Annotated in this window: 3 protein-coding genes; all 3 read left to right on the top strand. The window is 32.0% G+C overall.

What is annotated here, in order from left to right:
- Positions 1-633 (top strand): N-6 DNA methylase (locus tag Q0K80_RS10345; protein WP_294606058.1); only part of this gene is annotated, 633 nt, incomplete at its 5' end.
- A 16-nt stretch (positions 634-649) separates the two neighbouring features.
- Entirely contained in the window at positions 650-1,879 is a 1,230-nt protein-coding gene (locus Q0K80_RS10340) for a restriction endonuclease subunit S (protein ID WP_294606056.1), read from the top strand.
- An 18-nt stretch (positions 1,880-1,897) separates the two neighbouring features.
- Positions 1,898-2,659, top strand: a 762-nt coding sequence (locus Q0K80_RS10335; protein ID WP_294606054.1) for a type I restriction endonuclease, incomplete at its 3' end; no start/stop codon positions are given.

Genomic DNA, 2,659 nt, shown 5'->3' with positions numbered 1-2,659 from the left:
CGTTTATCTCCTTATGGAGTTTTACCACCTAAATACAAGGCTGATTATACTTTTTTACTTCATGGTTATTACCATCTAAAGCATAGTGGTGTGATGTCTATAGTTTTACCTCATGGCGTTCTTTTCCGTGGTGGTGCTGAAGGTAAAATCAGACAAAAACTACTTGAAAATGGTGCGATTGATGCAATTATCGGTCTGCCAGCAAATCTGTTTTATAGTACTAGTATTCCAACTGTAATTGTTGTACTTAAAAAAGATAAGCAAGACCGTGATGTTATGTTTATTGATGCTTCTAAAGGCTTTGAAAAGGTTAAAACGCAAAACAAATTGCGTGAAGAAGATATAAACCGTATTTTAACTACTTATTCTGCACGCCAAGATGTTGAAAAATATGCACATTTGGCAAAATTTGATGAGATTAAAGAAAATGATTTTAATCTAAATATTCCCCGTTACGTTGATACTTTTGAAAAAGAGCCACCAGTTGACGTGCAAAAACTAGTTTCAGATATGGCTAGTATTACAAAAGAAGAAGAAGAAACTACTAATGAAATCAAGCAAACATTGGATGAATTGGTTGGGACAAACCCAGAAGCACAAAAAATGCTGAATCAGTTAAAAGAAATTCTATAGTAAGGTTTGTTGAAAAATGAATGAAAATAAAGCTGTACCAAATATTAGATTTAAATCATTTGAAAATTATTGGGTAAAAATTAAGGTTAGCAATTTAGGAAATAAGTTTACAGGTGGCGGAACACCTTCAAAAAAAAATAAAAGTTACTGGTCAGGTTCGATTCCTTGGTTTCAAAGCTCTGATCTAATATTGAATAATGTCTTAAAAATAAGTATAAAAAAAAGGATCACTTGTAAAGCTATAGATGAATCTTCGACAAAACTGGTGTCAAAAGACTCCATCGCTATCGTTACGAGGGTAGGAGTTGGAAAGCTTGTACTTATACCATATAAATATACAACTAGCCAAGATTTTATTTCAATTTCTGAAATTATATATAATAAGAAGTTTGTTCTCTATTTATTATATTACGTTTTAAATTATTCTAGACGATTAGGTACAAAACAAGGGACTTCTATAAAAGGAATCACAAAAAATTATTTTTTAACAACAGAGGTTGTATTACCAAAAAATAGTTTTGAACAACAAAAAATAGGTGATTTTTTCACTAAGTTGGATAAGTTACTTGATTTGCAGCAGCAAAAGATTGACAAGTTGGAGCTGCTAAAAAAGGCTTTGTTGCAAAAACTTTTTCCTAAGCATGATGCCAAAATACCTGAACTACGATTTAAGGGGTTTGAAGATAATTGGATAATATATAGTTTTTCAGGTCTTTTGATTAAAAATTCTTCAAAAAATAAAAATTTAGAGGTAGAAAATATTGAGTCTATTTCAAATAAAAATGGTTTTACCAAGCAAAGTGAACAATTTGATGGCTATCGTGTGGCTAGCTTAGATTTATCAAATTATTATGTGATAAAGGGGAATCAGTTTGCATACAATCCATCAAGAATTAATGTGGGTTCGATTGCATATAAAAGAAAAGGTGAAGAAGACAGTATAATTTCACCATTATATGTATCCTTTTCAACCAAAAATAATATAAATGATGCTTTTCTTTGGTATTGGTTTAGAACGTCTTCATTCAAGAAGCAGAGAATACAATTTTCTGAGGGTGGTGTTAGAGATACATTGCCATTTGAAAATCTTAAAAAAATGCGAATAAAATTACCAAGGTTAAATGAACAACAAAAAATTGGCAGCCTCCTATCTAAAGTTGACCAATTAATCGAATTAGAAAATAAGAAATTACAAAATTCACAACAAGCTAAAAAGTGTCTTTTACAAAATATGTTTGTTGAATAGCAGGGAAAGGAGATAAATATGTCAGTGGCAGCAGTTAAGGAAGCTCAAATGGAGAAAACTTTAATTGAGCAATTAACTCAGGGTATTAACCAATGGCGTTTACGTAAAGATTTAAAAACAATTCCGCAACTATGGGCGAACTTTTTTCAGATTCTTGAAGATAACAACCGTGATCAACTTCATGATGTTCCACTAACACAAAATGAAAAGGAAACTATTCGTACACAAATCACCCAACCTAACTTTTACCAAGCTGCTAAATTCTTGGCTGGTGCTAACAGACAGGTTAGGCATCACTTAAAACGTGATAATTCTTCTTTGCCAGATGCCGATTTGCTAATTTTAGATAACTCCAATATTGCTGGTGGAACTTCTGTTTATGAAGTTGTTCATCAAGTAGAAGTCAATAAGTCAAGTTTGTCACCGCTTGATCAAGATAGGCGCTTTGATGTTACTCTCTTGATTAACGGCTTACCACTAATTCATATTGAACTGAAAACTCCAAACTTTCCTTTTATGGATGCGTTTCGTCAAATACAAAAGTATATAGACGAAGATAAATTTGGTGATATCTATAATTTTGTAGAAATGTTTGTTGTTACCAATGGTACCAATACTCAATATATTCCTGCTGGACAAACTCTGCGTGCTAATTTTTTGATTTCTTGGATTGATCAAAACAAGCAGCTAGTTAATGACTACTTAGATTTTGCACGTGAGGCATTATCCATTCCGATGGCGCATCACATGATTGCTGATTATACTGTTTTAGATGACAAT

The organism is uncultured Lactobacillus sp., from assembly GCF_945290125.1.
GTDB classification, from domain to species: Bacteria; Bacillota; Bacilli; order Lactobacillales; family Lactobacillaceae; genus Lactobacillus; species Lactobacillus rizhaonensis.
This window is presented reverse-complemented; position numbering and strand designations above follow the sequence as displayed.